General features: G+C 52.6%; 18 protein-coding genes. 4 read left to right on the top strand and 14 right to left on the bottom strand.

Annotation, left to right across the window (positions count from 1 at the left end):
- Positions 1-56 precede the first annotated feature (56 nt).
- From KNP83_RS04530 to KNP83_RS04520, 3 genes are read right to left on the bottom strand one after another with little or no spacing between them, the layout of a single operon-like run.
- Complete coding sequence (locus KNP83_RS04530) at positions 57-1,571, bottom strand: flotillin lipid rafts scaffold protein FloT (RefSeq protein WP_214760920.1); 1,515 nt, start codon at positions 1,569-1,571, stop codon at positions 57-59.
- A 3-nt stretch (positions 1,572-1,574) separates the two neighbouring features.
- Positions 1,575-2,096: an NfeD family membrane protein gene (locus KNP83_RS04525; protein WP_214760917.1), complete on the bottom strand. Its 522-nt coding sequence runs from the start codon at positions 2,094-2,096 to the stop codon at positions 1,575-1,577.
- A complete protein-coding gene (locus KNP83_RS04520; protein WP_214760914.1) occupies positions 2,096-2,497 on the bottom strand; it encodes a hypothetical protein in 402 nt (133 codons plus the stop codon). The genes KNP83_RS04525 and KNP83_RS04520 overlap by 1 nt, the downstream gene beginning before the upstream one ends.
- A 123-nt stretch (positions 2,498-2,620) precedes the next feature.
- Between KNP83_RS04520 and rnhC the strand changes: the two genes are divergently transcribed.
- The 3 genes from rnhC to KNP83_RS04505 all read left to right on the top strand — a co-directional run bounded on the left by rnhC (position 2,621) and on the right by KNP83_RS04505 (position 5,787).
- The gene (gene rnhC, locus KNP83_RS04515; protein WP_214760911.1) at positions 2,621-3,532 is read left to right on the top strand and encodes a ribonuclease HIII; all 912 of its coding nucleotides are present in this window, start codon (positions 2,621-2,623) and stop codon (positions 3,530-3,532) included.
- Between the two features lie 72 nt (positions 3,533-3,604).
- Positions 3,605-4,417, top strand: a complete 813-nt coding sequence (locus tag KNP83_RS04510) for an alpha/beta fold hydrolase (protein WP_214760909.1) — start codon at positions 3,605-3,607, stop codon at positions 4,415-4,417.
- Between the two features lie 347 nt (positions 4,418-4,764).
- Entirely contained in the window at positions 4,765-5,787 is a 1,023-nt protein-coding gene (locus tag KNP83_RS04505; RefSeq protein WP_214761659.1) for a PTS sugar transporter subunit IIC, read from the top strand.
- A gap of 41 nt (positions 5,788-5,828) precedes the next feature.
- On the opposite strand, the gene pheT is transcribed toward KNP83_RS04505, so the two are convergent.
- From pheT to infC, 9 genes are all read right to left on the bottom strand, one after another.
- Complete coding sequence (gene pheT / locus KNP83_RS04500; protein WP_214760907.1) at positions 5,829-8,204, bottom strand: phenylalanine--tRNA ligase subunit beta; 2,376 nt, start codon at positions 8,202-8,204, stop codon at positions 5,829-5,831.
- Between the two features lie 12 nt (positions 8,205-8,216).
- Positions 8,217-9,239: a phenylalanine--tRNA ligase subunit alpha gene (gene pheS, locus KNP83_RS04495; RefSeq protein WP_214760905.1), complete on the bottom strand. Its 1,023-nt coding sequence runs from the start codon at positions 9,237-9,239 to the stop codon at positions 8,217-8,219.
- A 302-nt stretch (positions 9,240-9,541) separates the two neighbouring features.
- The gene (locus KNP83_RS04490; protein WP_214760903.1) at positions 9,542-10,288 is read right to left on the bottom strand and encodes a TrmH family RNA methyltransferase; all 747 of its coding nucleotides are present in this window, start codon (positions 10,286-10,288) and stop codon (positions 9,542-9,544) included.
- A 1-nt stretch (position 10,289) separates the two neighbouring features.
- On the bottom strand, positions 10,290-11,369 hold the full coding sequence (locus tag KNP83_RS04485) for a M42 family metallopeptidase (protein ID WP_214760902.1): 1,080 nt from the start codon (positions 11,367-11,369) through the stop codon (positions 10,290-10,292).
- 23 nt (positions 11,370-11,392) lie between these two features.
- Positions 11,393-11,875 carry a dUTP diphosphatase gene (locus KNP83_RS04480; protein ID WP_214760899.1) on the bottom strand — a complete coding sequence of 161 codons (483 nt, stop codon included), beginning with the start codon at positions 11,873-11,875 and terminating at the stop codon, positions 11,393-11,395.
- Between the two features lie 23 nt (positions 11,876-11,898).
- On the bottom strand, positions 11,899-12,153 hold the full coding sequence (locus KNP83_RS04475; RefSeq protein WP_128122206.1) for a hypothetical protein: 255 nt from the start codon (positions 12,151-12,153) through the stop codon (positions 11,899-11,901).
- Between the two features lie 86 nt (positions 12,154-12,239).
- Positions 12,240-12,599: a 50S ribosomal protein L20 gene (gene rplT / locus KNP83_RS04470; RefSeq protein WP_021065642.1), complete on the bottom strand. Its 360-nt coding sequence runs from the start codon at positions 12,597-12,599 to the stop codon at positions 12,240-12,242.
- A 28-nt stretch (positions 12,600-12,627) separates the two neighbouring features.
- Positions 12,628-12,822, bottom strand: coding sequence for a 50S ribosomal protein L35 (rpmI, locus tag KNP83_RS04465; protein ID WP_021065641.1), 195 nt, complete (start codon positions 12,820-12,822; stop codon positions 12,628-12,630).
- A 30-nt stretch (positions 12,823-12,852) separates the two neighbouring features.
- Positions 12,853-13,383: a translation initiation factor IF-3 gene (gene infC, locus KNP83_RS04460; RefSeq protein WP_128122205.1), complete on the bottom strand. Its 531-nt coding sequence runs from the start codon at positions 13,381-13,383 to the stop codon at positions 12,853-12,855.
- Positions 13,384-13,721: 338 nt separating this feature from the next.
- On the opposite strand from infC, the gene KNP83_RS04455 reads away from it, so the two are divergent.
- Positions 13,722-13,931: a hypothetical protein gene (locus KNP83_RS04455; protein WP_214760897.1), complete on the top strand. Its 210-nt coding sequence runs from the start codon at positions 13,722-13,724 to the stop codon at positions 13,929-13,931.
- A 51-nt stretch (positions 13,932-13,982) separates the two neighbouring features.
- On the opposite strand, the gene KNP83_RS04450 is transcribed toward KNP83_RS04455, so the two are convergent.
- Complete coding sequence (locus tag KNP83_RS04450) at positions 13,983-14,846, bottom strand: DUF1002 domain-containing protein (RefSeq protein WP_214761658.1); 864 nt, start codon at positions 14,844-14,846, stop codon at positions 13,983-13,985.
- Positions 14,847-14,958: 112 nt separating this feature from the next.
- Positions 14,959-16,896, bottom strand: coding sequence for a threonine--tRNA ligase (gene thrS, locus KNP83_RS04445; RefSeq protein WP_214760894.1), 1,938 nt, complete (start codon positions 16,894-16,896; stop codon positions 14,959-14,961).
- Between the last annotated feature and the right edge of the window lie 306 nt (positions 16,897-17,202).

Here is a 17,202-nt window from a genome sequence, read left to right as displayed (position 1 = left end):
GGGGAATGAGCGTGAAACAAAAAGCCACAGACGATGACGTGTCTGTGGCTTCCTGCTTATTCTTCCGTCGCAGCGAACGTCGATTCGCTCAACTCGCGACTCGCACTAGGCTGAACGTTGCCTTTTCCAGCAAAGTTGTCGAGTAAGTCTTTCATATCGATTCCTGACGACGCTTTGAGCGTCTGTTGTAGCGACGCCATCAAGTCAGTGGCATAACCCGTGACTTTTCCGGCTCCGCCGTCTTTGCCGCTGCCCGTATCGACGACCGTAATCTTGTCGATATTGCCAAGCGGTGCCGCGATCTGTTTCGCATAGTCCGGAAGCATCTTGACGACCATGTCGAGGATGGCGGCTTGACCATACTGCTCGAACGCTTCGGCAATCTTTTGTTTCGCTTCCGCTTCGGCGAGACCCGTCAAGCGGATAATCTCGGCTTCCGCTTCACCTTTCGCTCGTTCCGAATCGGCCTCGGCCACACCGGCGAGGCGGACCCGTTCGGCGTCGGCTTTCGCTTCCGCTTCGATACGGTACTTCTCGGCGTCGGCTGAGGCGATTTGACGAGCCTTGTCGGCTTCGGCAGACTGTTCGATCGCGTAACGATCGGCATCGGCTTTCTTCTTCACTTCTGAGTCATACTGTTTCTCACGACGCATGATTTCTTTCTCTTCGAGCTCGATTTGCTTTTGACGCTCGATGATTTGGACCTGCATCTGTTGCTCCGTGACTTCCTGTTTGGCGCGGGCCTCTTCGAGTTCGTACGCTTGGTCGGCGCGGGCCTTGGCCACGTCTTGTTCACGACGATATGCCGCGATGCGAAGCTGGTTCTCCTTCTCGGCTTCCGCGATTTCCGAAGCCCGTTCGAGTTCCGCTTTCTTCGCGTCCTTCATCGCTTCCGCTTGTTTGATGCGCGTCTCTTTGTCCGCTTCGGCCGTGGCAATATCGGCATCGCGCTTCACTTGAGCGATTCGCGGTTTCCCGAGCGATTCGAGATAGCCGTTCTTGTCACGAACATCTTTGATTGTGAACGAGACGATGACGAGGCCCATCTTGGCCAAATCTTGTGAGGCGACGCGTTGTACTTCTTGTGAGAACTTGTCGCGGTTTTTATAAATCTCTTCGACTGTCATCGAACCGAGAATCGACCGGAGGTGACCTTCGAGCACTTCCTTCGCCTCGTTCTCGCGTTCAATTTTTGGTTTGCCGAGGAATTGTTCGGCCGCCGTGGCGATCTCACTGATCGAGCCGCCGATTTTGATGATGGCTGTCCCGTCCGCCATGACCGGTACACCTTGCTCGGTATACACTTCCGGCGTCGTCACCTCGAGCTTGCTCGAGAGTAGGCTGAGCGGTTCTGCCTGCTGGAACACCGGCAAGACGAACGTTCCGCCCCCACGGATGATTTTGACGCGGTTGCCGGACGCATCGCTATGGACGTTCTTTTTTCCTAAGTAACTTCCGGTAACAATCAACGCCTCATCCGGTCCGACCGTGCGATACTTCAAGACGAAGACGAAAATCAAGGCAAGTAAGATCACCCCGACGATAATACTGGCTAAAATGGCTGTGCTCATAGATTAAAACTCCTTTCGGATTGTCGGCTCGTCATATTCCATGACGACCGCAATGTTTCGTTCGACTTCGATGATGATGACACGGCGATCACTTGGAATCGCCTTGCCGTCTACACTTTGGGCCGTCTTCAAAATCGAACCGATGACTGACTCGACGAGTACTTCACCGTATCCGCCTTCAGGAACAGGGACGGTCAATCGCCCGACAAGTCCGACGAGCGATTCATCGGTCATTCCGATCGATTCTTCCGCGTTCGACAGCGGCAAGAGGATGAATAAGTACAGGAGCGTCGTGAGCGCGAATGAACCGACGAGGGCGACGGCGAGCCCAATCATCGGTGACACGTGGGCAAGCGCGTTTAAAATCAATCCGATGCCCGCACCGAGCGCTAAAAAGGATAAGATGACGGCGGGATTGAACCAACCATCAAATACATCGAACGCATCTGAAAAAATCATGTACACGAATGTCCCGAGACCCGCGATGATGAGTACCCACCAATACAGCTGATCTAACGATTCCATTACCACTCCTCCTCGGCGCGTCGCTGTCGTTCGTACGAAAGAACGCGGCGCAAATGTTCGACTTCGAGCGCGAGCGCCTGTTCAATCGTGTCCCACTCTGCCAACGGTCGGCTCGGTTGACCGACAGACTGGCGGACCCGTCCTAACGTCTGCTCGAGACGCAAGCGATTATAGCGATCGACCGCCTCCGTCCGTTCTTGTCGCAGCAGTGACAAATAGTGATCGACTTCTGCTTGTAACGCAATGATTTGCTCGGTCGCCGCTTCCGACGATTCCTGCATGAGCAAGCGACGCACCCTGACTTGATGGGCGATCAGTTTTGCAATCCGAGCCTCAAGCTCGAGAATATGTTTATAGAGAGATTCTGCCTCATCTTCATCCATGTCATCGCGCCACCACATCTCCGACTCACCTCGCTTCTTTCTTGACTCACTTGTCTATACGTTTAGAGCGAAACTTTGGTTTCAAAATATCTAAAAAAAATGTAAGATTGATTTGCTAGCGTTAGAAAGGAAGTGCTCACATTGGGCAATCAAGTCATCAAATTATCAGTTGCCGCCCAGGAGGAACTCATCGCGAGTTATCGGGCCCATTCAGTCAAGCCTCCGCCACACGCACGATTCAGTGCCAAAACACCTCAGTGTGTGATTACGGTCTACAATTCGGGTAAAGTCATGTTCCAGGGACGCGATGCCGACACGGAAGCCGCCAAATGGGGAACGAGCATTAAAAAAGAACCGAGTGTTCCGAAAAATGTTCTACCGGAAGGCTTTTCGGACTGGTCCGTCATCGGGAGTGACGAAGTTGGAAAAGGTGATTATTTCGGACCGCTCGTCGTCGTCGCCGCCTACGTGCCAAAAGAGAAAATCGCCCTCGTCAAAGAACTCGGGGTCAAAGATTCCAAACTGTTGTCGGACACAGAAATCGTCCGCATCGCCAAAGACTTGCACGTCACCATCACCTATCAGAAGGCGACGCTTCATAATCCGGCGTATAATAAGATGCAACGGACGATGACGCAAGGCAAAATGACGGCCATCGCCCATAACGCCGCTCTGTCCGCCTTATTGCAGAAGCTCGATGCGACACCAGACGCGATTTTAATCGATCAGTTCGCTGAAAAGAACGTCTACTACAACCATCTTCGTTCTGAAAAAGCTGTCGTCAAAGATGATGTCTATTTCTCGACGAAAGCGGAAGGACTGCATGTCGCTGTGGCCGCTGCCTCCATTCTCGCCCGCGCCTTGTTCTTAAAAGAAATGGACAAGTTGAGTGCGACGCTCGGGGTCACGTTACCGAAAGGTGCCGGCGCCAAAGTCGACCAAGTCGCGGCCGATTTGATTCTTCGTTACGGTCAAGCCCGCTTGAACGAGGTCGCGAAAGTTCACTTCGCCAACACGAAAAAAGCAATCCGCTTGAGCGAGTTGAAACGATAGTCCTACATTTGTAGATATGGTATATTGTTTTTAGGGTTTAATGAACTTAAAAATTTTTGGAGGATAGCGTTCATGTTGCATTATAAAACGTACACATTAAGCGACGACCACCCTTGGGTCATCTTTATCCATGGCGCGGGTGGAAGTCTGTCGCATTGGTATCGTCAAATTCGGCCGTTCAAAAAGAAATATAACGTGCTCCTGCTCGATTTACGTGGACACGGCGGCTCTTACAACGCAGAACAGTCGTTGAATCAACCGCTGAACGCGTATACGCTCGACGTCGTTGTCGAAGATGTCGTCGAAGTCATGGACCACTTACAGATTGAAAAAGGTCACATGGTCGGCTTATCACTCGGGACGATTGTCATTCAAGCGATGTTCGAGCACCATCCGGAGCGAATCGCTTCGGTCGTACTCGGCGGGGCCATCGTCAAGTTCAACGTCCGCTCGACGTTGTTGATTCGCCTCGGCAGTCTCGTGCAGAGCTTCGTGCCATACATGTGGCTATATCAATTGTTCGCGTGGATTTTGTTACCGAAAAAACGGCATAAGAAATCACGCATGATGTTCGTCCGCGACGCGGCCAACCTGTGTCAGCGTGAGTTCATTCGTTGGTTCAAGATGACCGAGAATATGAATCCATTGCTTCGTCATTTCTCGTCAATCGAGACGAACGTACCGATTCTCTATATTATGGGTGACGAGGACTACATGTTCCTTGAAGCCGTCGAACGGACCGCCAAACATCAACCGACGGCACACGTCCAAGTCGTCTCGGACTCGGGCCACGTCGTCAATGTCGACCAGCCCGATCACTTCAATTCGATCTCGATGGCCTTCATCGATCAACAAGTCGGCTCATTCGCAGCCAGCACGTCATAACGCATCAATTCAACAGAGGTGACGCTTTCATTTGAAAAGTGGCCACCTCTGTTTTTGTTCGCTTCCCAAATATTTTCAAATAAATTTTCAGAAAATATTGATTATTGAAAATCATCGTGTTACTCTTAGACAAATCTTAACAAACGGAGGAGCTGGCAATGATGAAAACCCATGCGCAACACGGCCTACTGATTATTATTCGACTGAGGGACTAAAAATCGACTCGATGACCGAGACGAATTTTTGGGCCCTTGTTTCGATGGTTTCGGACGAGGCGCTCATGGAATGACCGACGCGCCTATCCCATCCGGATAGGTTTTTTTATTGGATTGACACACATAGAGGAGATGATGGAAGTGAAACAGTACGCAATGGATCGAATGATCAAAATATCAGCAGGAATGGCAAGCGCCGTCCTCGTCACGCTCGGGGTCGGACTCTTGATTGAAACGATTGGGAAGATGGCCGGCATCGAGACACTCGTCTTGATCGGGCAAGTCGCGAAATCATTGCTCGCCCCGGCTCTCGGTGCCGGTGTCGCTTATCAGCTCGGCGGCAACACGCTCATTTTGTTCAGCTCGATGATTGCGGCAACCGTCGGTGGTGCGGCGCTCCAAGCGACCGAGAGCGGGCTCGTCCTCGTTCCGGGTCAACCAATCAGCGCCTTGATCGCAGCAGCGGCTGCGGTATGGTTAGGTAAACGTGTCCTCGGCAAGACGAAATTCGATATGATGGTCGTCCCGGTCACAGCCGTCCTCGGAGGCGGCATCGTCGGCGTCGGCGCAGCCGCCGTCACGACACCGCTTATCAACTCGATTAGCGCTAGCATCACCGCGTCGGTCAATACGTCGCCAATCGCGACATCGCTCGTCATCGCGCTCGTATTCAGTGTCATGCTCATGTCGCCGGCTTCATCGGCTGCCCTCGCCATCGCACTTCAACTCGACCCGGTCGCCAGTGCCGCCGCGTTGATCGGATGTACGGCCCAGTTCGTCGGCTTCACACTCATGGCATATCGTCAAACAGATCCGGGCGGTTTGGTCGCCTCGTTCTTCGTCACACCGAAAGTTCAGTTCCCGAACGTCGTCAAAAACCCTCGTGTTCTCATGCCGCCGTTCATCGCAGCGATGATCAGCGCACCGATCGCGACACTCGTCTTCTCACTCGAAGTGCCTTATGAGATTGCGGGACTCGGGCTCAACTCATTGATTGCGCCGCTCAACATCCTTGCCGCGCAAGGCATGGACGCGTTTCTCATCTTCGTCGGGACCGGAGTCGTCCTTCCGGCCGTCGTCACGCTCGTCTTGTATAAAGTGACATGCCTCGTCGGTTGGACAAAGTTCGGCGACTTGGCACTCGAAGTTCAATAATAAAAAATGGTGCCCACCTCGTGTGGACACCATTTTTTAAGTTATGCGCGAACTTCCGCACCGTGCGCCGTTTGCACGGCAGTGAGAATCGCTTCATAAGACGCCGTCACTTCTTCATCTTGAAGCGTGCGGGTCGGATCTTGATATTTGAGCGAGAAGGCGATTGATTTCTCGTCGTCCCCTACGTTCTCCCCGATATAGACATCGAACAAGGCGAGGTCAATCAGGAGCGGTCCAGCCGCCTGTTTGATCGTCGCTTCGACTTGACCGGCCGGGATATCCCGTTTCAACACGAGCGCCAAGTCGCGTGTGATCGATGGGAAACGTGGCACATCTTCATAGATGAGCTCGGCAGTCTGTTGCAACACGTCCAAGTCAAGTTCGAAGACGTATACTTCTTTCAACCCGTACACGTCTTTGGACACGCCCGGGTGGACTTGTCCGACGTAACCGATGACACGTCCATCGATGAGCACGTTTGCGGTACGACCTGGGTGCATATCCGCAATGACGGCCGCCTCATACGTCGCTTCGATGCGTAGCGCAGACAAGAGCGTCTCGACGGCACCTTTGGCGACGAAATAGTCGACCGGGACACGTGTGCCTTGTGAACGATGATCGTACCAGAGTCCCGTCAATACGCCGGCGACCCGCTCCGTTTCACGTGGCAACGTCTCGCCTTGTTCGACATAGACACGCCCTGTCTCATACAACCGTACGTTCGCTTGTTGACGCGACGTATTATAACGTGCCGCCTCGAGCAGACCTGGGATGAGCGATGTCCGGAGCACCGAACGCTCTTCGCTCATCGGCATCGCCAAGTTCACTTGTGCCAAGTCGGCCCCACTGAAGCGCGAGGCGTTCTCGACGCTCGTGAGCGAGTACGTGATGGCTTGCGACAATCCTGCGCCTTGTAGGATACGACGGACGCGACGACGCAACACGTTCTCTTTCGGGAGGTACCCTTTCGAGTGTGACGCCGGAAGGCTCGACGGAAGGCTGTCATAGCCGTAGAGGCGTGCCACTTCTTCCGTGATATCAGCCGGCAACTCTAAGTCAGGACGACGCGATGGTACATGGACCGTCAACGTCTCGTCCCCGGTCACATCGAGACCGAGTCGTTCCAAGATGCGGACGATCGTCGCTTGCTCGAGCTCCATTCCGAGTCGATGGTTGATATAAGCGACCGAGACGTCAATCGTCCGTGCCGCCGAGGCTTTGTCCCCAGCCACGACGATGTCACTGATTGTGCCACCGCTCACTTCGACGATGAGTTCAGCCGCACGGTCAAGCGCCAGTTGCAGGCGTTCCGGATCGACCCCTTTTTCGAAGCGGGCACTCGAATCTGAACGTAAGCCGAGTACACGGCTCGTCTTACGGACCGATGCCGGTACGAAGTAGGCCGACTCGAGGATGATGCTCGACGTCGTCGCATCGACTTCAGTGTTCGCTCCACCCATGACGCCGGCGATGGCGACAGGCTTCTCGCCGTCGGTGATAACCATCATCGAGGCATCGAGCGTGCGCGTGACGTCATCAAGCGTGACGATTTCTTCCCCGTCATGTGCTTGACGAACAGCAATCGTCGTTCCGAGTTTCGCCGTATCGAACGCATGAAGCGGTTGACCGAGCTCGAGCATGACGTAGTTCGTCACGTCGACGACGTTGTTGATCGGACGGACGCCTTCAGCAATCAAGATGTTTTTCAACCATTGCGGCGAGTCACCGATGACGACGCCGTCGACACGGCGAGTCGCGTAATACGGACAGTTGTCCGTCTCGAGACGAACGCTGACCGTGTTCGCGACATCTGTCGTCACGTCGGCAGCCGGTAATGTGTATGGACGTTCGAGGATGGCCGCGACTTCATGAATGATTCCGTAAAGGCTCAAGCAGTCCGAGCGGTTCGGTGTTAAACCGAGCTCGATCACTTCATCGTCGAGGTCTAACAGGCGGATGACGTCAGCCCCGACTTCGACCGGTTCGCGGAACGTGTGAATGCCGTCCTGCTCATCTTCACGAATCTGCTTCTTCTCGAACCCGAGTTCCTCGAGCGAGCAAATCATCCCTTGCGACTCGACGCCGCGCAGCTTCGCTTTCTTGATCTTCAGTCCCGGGAGACGCGCGCCGACGGTCGCCACGATGACGTGCTGACCGGCGGCCACGTTCGGCGCGCCACAGACGATTTGGACCGGGCTGTCCGCACCGATATCGACCGTCGTCACGTTCAATTTGTCGGCCTCCGGATGCTTCTCGCACGTGAGGACGTGTCCGACGACGAGTCCCGACAAGCCTTCAGACCGGCTGACGACGCTCTCGACTTCAATCCCGTTTTTCGTGATTAAGTCGCCGAGCGTTTCTCCGCTCAAATCGGATACATCAATATATTGATTCAACCATTTTTTTGATAATAACATGTGTGATCCCCCTTAGAATTGCTCGATGAAGCGTAAGTCGTTTGTATAGAAGTGGCGGATATCGTCCACCCCATGTTTTAACATCGCCATCCGTTCGACACCGATTCCGAATGCGAAACCAGACATCTTCGTCGAATCATAGCCTGCCATCTCGAGTACACGTGGATGCACCATCCCGCTACCAAGAATCTCAATCCAGCCGGTCTTCTTACAGACGTTGCAGCCTTTGCCGCCGCACTTGAAACAAGAGATATCGACTTCGACCGACGGCTCGGTGAACGGGAAGAAGCTCGGACGGAGACGAATCTCACGCGTCTCACCGAACAGCTGCTTGACGAACGACTCGAGCGTCCCTTTCAAATCAGCCATCGAGATATGCTCATCGATGACGAGCCCTTCGATTTGCATGAACTGATGCGAGTGTGTCGCATCATCCTCGTCGCGACGGTACACTTTGCCCGGGCAGATGATACGAATCGGCTTCCCTTCTGCTTGGAGCATCGTCCGCGCCTGAACAGGCGACGTATGCGTCCGGAGGAGCGTTTCGTCTGTGACATAGAACGAATCCTGCATATCGCGGGCCGGATGGTCTTTCGGAAGGTTGAGCATCTCGAAATTATACAAATCCGTCTCGACTTCTGGACCTTCGGCGATTGTGTACCCGAGACCGACGAACAGATCTTCCATCTCGTCGACGATTTGTTGGAGCAAATGCGTATGTCCTGGCAGTGACGTCCGACCCGGGAGCGTGACATCGATCGTTTCCGCCGCAAGTTTCGCTTCGAGTTCGACCGCCTTCACTTCCTCGATCCGTGCCTCTAACGTGTCCTGGATCGTTGTCCGGACCGTGTTGACGAGTTCGCCGACGGCAGGACGTTCTTCAGGAGTGAGTTTCCCCATCCCGCGGAGCACCTCGGTCATCGGTCCCTTTTTCCCTAAATATTTGATGCGGACATCGTTCAATTCTTTTTGCGATGCGGCCGCTTGAATCTCGTGCAGCGCCTCTTGTTGTAATTGTTCCAACTGTTCTTTCATTCTTATTTCCTCCTCTACAAAAAAAAGTCCCTTCAGTCGATGACTGAAGGGACGAATAATCGCGGTACCACCCTACTTGGCCGAAATCGGCCCACTTGAGAGCATCGGTATCGGGATGCTACCCCGGTGTTGTCTCCAACACGACTCGAGAGTGAATTCAGCGCCGACCAAGGCATCGGCTCGCAGTCTCGGCCCATGCTCCCTGTACTCGTTCGGTAGTTCGCGTACTATGCTCTTTCAACGTCTATTCGTTATTTTGTTCGATGTAATTAACCTATCACGATTCGTCAGTGCTGACAAGGTTATTGTAATGCGATGCGATACATGAGAATACCGGCCGCGACAGCTGCATTCAACGATTCAGCATCGCCGAGTACCGGGATATGAACGCGTGTGTCACATAGATCGAGCACGTCGTGATGCACGCCTTGTGCCTCGTTGCCGATGACGAGCGCGACCTTGTCACTGAAATCGACTTGTTCGTACGACGTCGCTTTAGCGAGCGCCGTACCATAAATCTGGAAGCCTTCGCTCTTCAACTCAGGCAACGTCTCAAGCAAATCGACCGAGCTCACGTTGACGTGGAACAAGGAGCCTTGTGTCGCTCGTACGACTTTGGCATTGAACGGGTCGACCGTCCCTTTTCCGAGCAGGACCGTATCAAAGCCGGCCGCGTCGGCCGTCCGAATCATCGTCCCGAGGTTACCCGGGTCTTGGATGCGATCGAGGACGAGCACATGCTTCATTTTCCGTTCGACCGGGGCCATCTTGACGACAGCGAAAACACCTTGCGTTTTCTCCGTCTCTGATAACAAATCGGCCACATGGTCGGATAGCTCGAGGACCGGCATCTCATCGAGGCGCCATGATCCTTTCGGGGTATACGACTCCCCCATAATCAGCTGGACGAGACGTCCGGCACGGATGGCTTCGTCGACCAAATGCTCGCCTTCGACCAAAAATTGTCCGGACTCTTGTCTGCCTTTTTTCGTCATTAACCGCTTTAAGCGCTTAATCGTCTCACTTTTCGTAGACGTGATTTTCGTCATATTATCCCTCTTTCAACCATTGAACCGTTTCGTGGTCGAGTCGTTTCGTGAGCGCTACGACCAAATCGACGGCTGCTTCATAATCTGCTTTGTGAATGATGGAGACATTCGTATGCAAATAACGGACCGGTACCGTGAGCGCGACGGCCGGCATCCCGACTCCTGCCAAATGGAAGCGACCTGCGTCTGTTCCACCGCCCGGTGTCAAATCCAATTGGTATTTGATGTCGTTCTCTTTCGCCACTTCGACGATTAAATCGATGAGACGCGGGTTCGTGATGGTCGTCGCATCGAAGAAGATGACTTGGACGCCTTCCCCGAGTTTCGACAATCCTTCTGCCGCTGTCATCCCTGGTGTATCTCCAGGAATCCCCGTATCGACGGCGATGGCGACGTCCGATTTGACCAAGTTGGCTGCCGTGACGGCACCGCGCAACCCGACTTCTTCTTGGACCGTCGCTCCTGTAAAGACGACACCCGGAACTTCGTCGTCTTTCAATCGTTTCGCCGCCTCGATGGCGATGGCACAACCGATTCGGTTATCCCATGCTTTCGCCATCAAGAAGTCTTCATTTTTCATAACCGTGAACTCACAGTGCGGGACGACCGTATCACCCGGACGAATGCCCCACTCCGCGACTTGATCTTTCGATGTCGCGCCGATATCGAGGAACATATCTTTAATCTCGACTGGTTTCTTGCGCGCCTCGAGTGGAAGCACGTGCGGCGGTTTCGCGCCAATGACCCCAGGGATTTTTTCGCCTGAGCGTGTGACGACGTCCATGCGTTGCGCGAGCAACACTTGGTTCCACCAGCCACCGAGCGCTTGGAAACGTAAGAAGCCACCTTCTTCGATTCGAGTCACCATGAAGCCGACTTCATCCATATGGCCGGCAATCATGACACGCGGTCCGTCCGCCTTGCCCGTCACCCGTCCAAACAGACTGCCTAGGCCATCTTGTTCGAATGATTCGACGTGAGGCTCTAAATACTCACGCATCAATGAGCGGACTTCTCCTTCATTTCCCGGGACACCCGTGGCATCCGTCAAGCGTTTCAGCATATGTAATGATTCGTTCATGGGACATCGCTCCTTCGTTTCGATTAATAACCTTGATTTTGTCGCTCATGGTTCTTTTCATTTTTGGCCATATACGCCATCACCATCAACTCTTCATTGATGCCGAGCGTATAGCCCAGTTCGAGATAAGCCGCCATCAGCGTCTCGTACATCGGTTCCGTTTTCGACAAACCAAAGTTCGTCACTTTGCGGAACACGTCCAAAAAAGCGTCAGTCGCATCAAGATACGAGCTACCTGCCGGGAACGAATCGCGTTCATACCCGAGGGCAAGACCGAGCGACAATAGGAAATGAATGCCGTCGACATACTCTTCTAAGATCACGTCTTGAGGCGACGGGCCCTTCGTTGACCAAAATTTAAAACTACGGGTCTCATTGGCGAGTTCCCCAAGTTCGACGAGCAAAGCGAGCAGCCGCTCATCAAATTGGTTCCCGGATAGTTGATGTTCTTCTTTGATCCGCTCATCTAATTCACGCTGCCGATCAAATAATGTTGTCCATTTCACCGGTTGCTCCTCCTATTCTGCATTCAAAGCAGTACTAAAATCATTAAAGACCAGCCGACTGCCAAAATCAATACTTGTATTTGAACGCTTTTTGGGGCATGAACCGCCTTTTTACGCGTCAAATGGAGCCCGAACAGCGCGCCGATCGCACCGCCGGCATAAGCATATAAGACGTTGAAATCACCTTCTCCGAGCGTGTACCGTTTCGCTTGCACATACGTGTAGACGTTCAAGACGATGAGGGCCAATGCGACGATGGCCAAGACAGATGGATTCATAGTCCGTCCTCCTTATCTTAAGTTTAAGGAATTTATCCGAAAAAAGAAAGCGCCGAGATAAGGTCTCGGCGCTGTCGATTGAACGATTACGCGTTCAATTTTGATTTAGCTGTATCAGCAAGTGACGCGAATGCCTGTGCATCTGTCACAGCAAGCTCAGCAAGCATCTTACGGTTGATGTCGATTCCTGCAAGCTTGAGGCCGTGCATCATACGGCTGTATGAAAGACCGTTTGTACGTGCTGCCGCATTGATACGTGTAATCCAAAGACGACGGAAATCACGTTTCTTCTGACGACGGTCACGGTAAGCGTACATGAGTGACTTCATGACTTGTTGTTTTGCTACTTTAAATAGAATGTGTTTCGAGCCAAAATAACCTTTGGCAAGCTTGATTTGCTTTTTACGACGTTGACGAGTCGTATAACCGCCTTTTACGCGTGGCATATGGTTTCCCTCCTAAATTCTTTCTGTATTACTTCGCGATCATGTTGCGAATGCGTTTGAAGTCTCCAGCTGAGACGATAGCACCTTTACGGAGCTTACGTTTCGCTTTAGTCGATTTGTTACCAAACAAGTGACTTGTGTAAGCGTGTGAACGCTTGAGTTTACCTGATGCAGTACGTTTGAAACGTTTAGAAGCACCACGGTGCGATTTCATTTTCGGCATGAGTATTTCCTCCCCACTATGACTCGATGATTAATCTTCTTTCTTCGGAGCCAGCACTAAGAACATGCTGCGTCCTTCCATCTTAGGCTTTTGCTCAACTGTTGCCAAGTCGGCACATTCCGCCGCCAATTTTTCCATGACGCGTCGGCCGATTTCCGAGTGTGTGATGGCGCGTCCGCGGAAGCGGATTGACGCTTTCACTTTGTTACCATTTTCAAGGAATTTGCGAGCGTTACGCAATTTCGTTTGGAAATCGTTTTCCTCGATTGTCGGGCTGAGGCGCACTTCTTTCATTTGGATGACTTTTTGGTTTTTACGCGCTTCTTTTTCCTTCTTCTGAAGTTCGAAACGGTATTTCCCATAGTCCATGATTTTAGCGACCGGTGGGTTAGCTTTGTCGGCGACCAAGACGAGATCGAGTTCAGCCTCTTCTGCTAAACGTAATGCTTCATTACGCGATTGCACACCGAGTTGTGCACCGTCCGCTCCAATAAGGCGAACTTCACGGGCACGAATGTTTTCGTTGATAAAGAGCTCTTTGCTAATGGTTAGCACCTCCATCGTGCGGTTGCACGAGTTTTAGATTGATAAGACAACATGGCAATAAAAAAAGCGTCGGCAGTTTCCCGCCCACACATCATTTCGGAGACAGCAGAGACCAAGCCTCGACTGCTTCACGTACATGATGGACCTGACCGAATCTGTTCGGACGAGGTGAGAAGCGGGCGCTTCTGCTTTGTTGTATTTAATCACTATGTCATCTTAACACCAATAGGATTAAGATGTCAAGAATTCGCGCATGAATAATTGGTAGCTCACACTTTTATGATGATAACAGTCATTTCGCTGTTTCGCAATACCTTTTGCGAGGGAATAAAATAAAAAAGGAGGGATGGACCGTGTCTTGGAGAAAGCAAGTGAAGGATGACCATGATTATCATGACCAAATCAAACACATCGTACAAGAGACGATGCTCCACCACGAGGTAAGTGATGCCAAGCTCGAAGCGATTTTGACGGACTTATTGGAAGAGATGAATCGAATCACGTTAAAAATTGTAGATGACCATGAGTCCGCTCGCGATTATATTCATAAACGATGGTATTAAAAAAGGGCGAGCGCCCTTTTTTAATACCATTTGTCATGTGGTCAATGTCGATCAATTCGTCAACGACTTGAAGAAATTGCTGAGCGCTTCGAACAATCGGGCGAAGAAGCCTTGGACTTCCTCCGTCTCGAGGAACGCCTGAACGTCTTGACCGGCCCCTTGCAACCCGTTGCTAATCGCACCCCAGTCGAGGTTCGCCTGCTGCATGTTCTCGAACAGCGTTGTCAACTGCGTCAACTGTGTGTCCGACAGTTGGACGTTGTTTTGATTCAACACTTGGATGACGATATCACGAATCTCGATGTTCGTCTCCGGCGCCTGGTTGGCAATCGCCGCCTTAATCTCGTTCATGAGACCAGCCACGTCTTCTTGTCCGACCGTCTTCCCGATTTCAGACGTGACGGCCAGCTCTTCTTGCGCCAAGTCTTTCCGCTCCTCGGACAATTGAATGCCCGTCTCTGCCGCGGTCTGATCGTACGCCTTCATGATGCCCGTAAGTGCCGACGTCCCGGTGACGCGAATCGGTGATGTGATATAAATATCGGCATCGGTCACACCGGCCGTCACCAGTGCGTTCGCATACATATCTTCAGTGACCCACGTCACGTTCTCGGTCTTGATATCGAGCCCGGTCCCGTCAGTCAGTTTAATCCGAGCCGACGAGTACATACCCCCTCCGCGTTGCGCTTGTGGGACGGCATCCCCTAAATATTTCTCTTCATCGGCCGCGGTCGTGATAATCGGTTCGATTCCGGCCGGTGCCTCGACTCGTTCAAGCACCCAGTCCCGTTGGCTGGCCGATAACGATTCGCCGAGCGTGACGATTGTGTCATCGACGATGGCTTCTGCGTTTACTTTAGGTATCATGCTTGTCGCGACGACCGAACCGATCGTGAGCGCCACTAGTGGTTTCATATAATTCAAAATGAATCACTCCTTTCTTCTACCTTACGTTTCCATCGCTTGTTCCGCATCCGTCTTGAGACCGAAAAAACGACCACCCTTCCGGTGAAGGATGGTCGACCGATTAACGTGAACGGTTCGCGATTTCTTCTGTGAGCGATGCCAAGAAGTCATCGAGTGTGGCCGATACTTGTTCTTGCTGTCCGTAGCGGCGGATGTTGACCGCACGCTCATCGCGTTCTTTGTCGCCGAGGACGAGTGTCATCGGAATCTTCTTCATCTGCGCTTCGCGAATCTTATAGCCGAGCTTCTCGTCACGGAGATCCGTTTCGACACGGACGCCGCGCTTGACGAGTTCTGCCTTCACTTCTGCGACGTACTCATCGTGGACGTGTGAGACCGGAATCAACTTGACTTGGACCGGTGCGAGCCATGTCGGGAACGCCCCTTTATACTCCTCAATCAAGTAAGCAACGAAACGCTCCATCGTCGAGACGACCCCACGGTGAAGGACGATCGGGCGATGGTCTTTGCCGTCCGGCCCTGTGTACGTCAAATCGAATCGCTCTGGGAGCAAGAAGTCGAGTTGGACCGTCGAGAGCGTCTCTTCTTTGCCGAGCGCCGTCCGGACTTGAACGTCAAGCTTCGGTCCGTAGAACGCCGCTTCGCCTTCGGCTTCAAAATACGGGAGGCCGAGCTCATCCATCGTTTCTTTCAATTGACGTTGCGCTGTTTCCCAAATCGCATCGTTGTCGAAGTACTTCTCTTTGTCGGCCGGGTCGCGGTACGACAAACGGAAACGATAGTCTTTAATACCAAAGTCGGCGTACACTTCTTGAATCAAGTGGACGATATCTTTGAACTCTTGCTTCATCTGTTCAGGCGTGACGAACGTGTGCCCGTCGTTCAACACCATGTAACGGACGCGTTGGAGGCCTGTGAGCGCCCCAGACATCTCGTAACGGTGCATGCCACCGAGCTCGGCGATGCGGAGCGGGAGCTCACGGTATGAGCGCGGCTCATGTTTGTAAATCGTCATGTGGTGCGGACAGTTCATCGGACGAAGGACGAGCTCCTCGTTGTCCATCTCCATTTTCGGGAACATGTCGTCTTGATAGTGATCCCAGTGTCCCGATGTCTTATACAGGTCGACCGAACCGAGGACCGGTGTATAGACGTGTTGGTAACCGAGCTCGAGTTCTTTGTCGACGATATAACGCTCGACCGTACGACGAATCGAGGCACCTTTCGGGAGCCACATCGGCAAGCCTTGACCGACTTCTTGTGATACGAAGAAGAGGTCGAGCTCTTTCCCGAGTTTGCGGTGGTCGCGCTCTTTCGCTTCTTCTAACAGACGCAAATGTTCCGCGAGTTGTTCTTTCGTCGCGAACGCCGTCCCGTAAATGCGTTGCAGCATCTTGTTGTCCGAGTCGCCACGCCAGTATGCACCGGCCACGCTCATCAACTTGAACACTTTCAATTTCGATGTCGATGGGACGTGCGGCCCGCGGCACAAGTCGAAGAATTCACCTTGATGGTAAATCGTGAGCGTCTCGCTCGCCGGGATGTCTTCAATCAATTCGATTTTGAGCGGGTCCCCGAGCTGTTTGTAACGCTCGAGCGCCTCGTCGCGTGAGACGACTTCGCGTGTGATATCCAAGTTCTCGTCGACGATCCGTTTCATCATCTTCTCGATTTCCGGAAGGTCTTCCTCGTTGATGCGGCGGTCCATCTCGATGTCATAATAGAAGCCGTTCTCAATCGTCGGTCCGATCCCGAGGTAGATGCTACCTTCTTCACCGTACAACCGTTTGATGGCTTGGGCCATTAAGTGGGCCGACGAGTGGCGCATCAAGTCGATGCCGTCCTCTGAGTCGGGCATGACGAGCTCGATTTTCCCATCGTGCTCGATCGGGCGACGGTAATCAATCATCTCACCATCGATTTTTGCGGCAATCGCTTTTTTACGGAGTCCCGGGCTAATCGAACCCGCTACTTCTTCTGCTGTGATTCCGGCCTCAAACTCTTTGACGGCCCCATCTGGAAATGTCAATTGAATCATGTGTCAACTTCCCCTCTCTACGTTTAAAAATAAATAAAAAAAGCCCATCCCTATGAAAGGGACGAGCTTTGATTCTCGTGGTACCACCCTCGTTCCCAAGCTGAAAGCTTGGCTCGAACACACGATAACGAGTGTGAATCGCCGCACGATTGACCCGTACGGTGCTCTGAGGGAGTAAGGCGATCGGCGTGTTTAGGAAGCTCTCACCAGCCTTCCCTCGCTTTGAAACCCGTTACGACGTCTCATGTCCTCTTCCATGCATCGGTTATATGCTTATTAGTATAGTCAACTCAATCGAGAAAAACA

The organism is Exiguobacterium sp. s146 (assembly GCF_018618415.1).
In the GTDB taxonomy this organism is placed as follows: domain Bacteria; phylum Bacillota; class Bacilli; order Exiguobacteriales; family Exiguobacteriaceae; genus Exiguobacterium.
This window is presented reverse-complemented; position numbering and strand designations above follow the sequence as displayed.

Bases quoted from the DNA above. Each gene is read 5' to 3' on its own strand.
- KNP83_RS04530 (WP_214760920.1), bottom strand. From the start codon at position 1,571: ATGAGCACAGCCATTTTAGCCAGTATTATCGTCGGGGTGATCTTACTT.
- KNP83_RS04525 (WP_214760917.1), bottom strand. From the start codon at position 2,096: ATGGAATCGTTAGATCAGCTGTATTGGTGGGTACTCATCATCGCGGGT.
- KNP83_RS04520 (WP_214760914.1), bottom strand. From the start codon at position 2,497: ATGTGGTGGCGCGATGACATGGATGAAGATGAGGCAGAATCTCTCTAT.
- KNP83_RS04510 (WP_214760909.1), top strand. From the start codon at position 3,605: ATGTTGCATTATAAAACGTACACATTAAGCGACGACCACCCTTGGGTC.
- KNP83_RS04505 (WP_214761659.1), top strand. From the start codon at position 4,765: ATGATGGAAGTGAAACAGTACGCAATGGATCGAATGATCAAAATATCA.
- pheT (WP_214760907.1), bottom strand. From the start codon at position 8,204: ATGTTATTATCAAAAAAATGGTTGAATCAATATATTGATGTATCCGAT.
- pheS (WP_214760905.1), bottom strand. From the start codon at position 9,239: ATGAAAGAACAGTTGGAACAATTACAACAAGAGGCGCTGCACGAGATT.
- KNP83_RS04490 (WP_214760903.1), bottom strand. From the start codon at position 10,288: ATGACGAAAATCACGTCTACGAAAAGTGAGACGATTAAGCGCTTAAAG.
- KNP83_RS04485 (WP_214760902.1), bottom strand. From the start codon at position 11,369: ATGAACGAATCATTACATATGCTGAAACGCTTGACGGATGCCACGGGT.
- KNP83_RS04475 (WP_128122206.1), bottom strand. From the start codon at position 12,153: ATGAATCCATCTGTCTTGGCCATCGTCGCATTGGCCCTCATCGTCTTG.
- rplT (WP_021065642.1), bottom strand. From the start codon at position 12,599: ATGCCACGCGTAAAAGGCGGTTATACGACTCGTCAACGTCGTAAAAAG.
- rpmI (WP_021065641.1), bottom strand. From the start codon at position 12,822: ATGCCGAAAATGAAATCGCACCGTGGTGCTTCTAAACGTTTCAAACGT.
- infC (WP_128122205.1), bottom strand. From the start codon at position 13,383: ATGGAGGTGCTAACCATTAGCAAAGAGCTCTTTATCAACGAAAACATT.
- KNP83_RS04450 (WP_214761658.1), bottom strand. From the start codon at position 14,846: ATGAAACCACTAGTGGCGCTCACGATCGGTTCGGTCGTCGCGACAAGC.
- thrS (WP_214760894.1), bottom strand. From the start codon at position 16,896: ATGATTCAATTGACATTTCCAGATGGGGCCGTCAAAGAGTTTGAGGCC.